The 535-nt window shown below is 67.9% G+C and carries 1 protein-coding gene; it reads right to left on the minus strand.

Annotation, left to right across the window (positions count from 1 at the left end; all coding sequences use genetic code 11):
• Positions 1-535, minus strand: a 535-nt coding sequence (locus tag AMD30_RS24340) for a transposase (RefSeq protein WP_197282851.1), incomplete at both ends; no start/stop codon positions are given.

A 535-nucleotide genomic window follows, 5' to 3' on the forward strand; every position in this document is an offset into this window, starting at 1 on the left:
GTGTGGGCAGCCAGATCAGCCAGCGCCGCGGCGATCCGGGCCTGCCGCGACCCCGGATCGTGCAACCCGCGGGGTAACAGGTCACCGCGGTCATCACCATGAACATCATCGTCGGCGGTGTCAGCGGCTGCGTGTTCGGCCGCGGCGCGCGCAGCCTCACTGGCCAACGCTTCCCGCAAGCCTTGCTCGGTGCGATTGGCGCTGAGCGAGGCGTTCGAGGCGATCTTCACTCCGTCGAGGGCCACCACCCCCAGTCGGCCCATCCCGACCCGCGAGCACAGCATCAACACCTGGGTGAACAGGTCCTCGATCGCGGGTGCGCAGTCCGCGCGGAACCGGGCGATCGTGACGTGATCAGGGACCTCACCACCGCAAATGATGCGGTAGGCGACGTCGCGGTGACACAACCGTTCCAGCTGCCGCGAGGACCGTTGGCCTTGGGCCCACCCCCAGATCAACAAGGTCAACAACATATCCGGGTGATAGGCGGCGCGACCGGCTCCACCGGTCTTGCGTACCGCCCGTATCGCCGCGG

It is taken from the genome of Gordonia sp. HS-NH1 (assembly GCF_001418765.1).
Lineage (GTDB): Bacteria > Actinomycetota > Actinomycetes > Mycobacteriales > Mycobacteriaceae > Gordonia.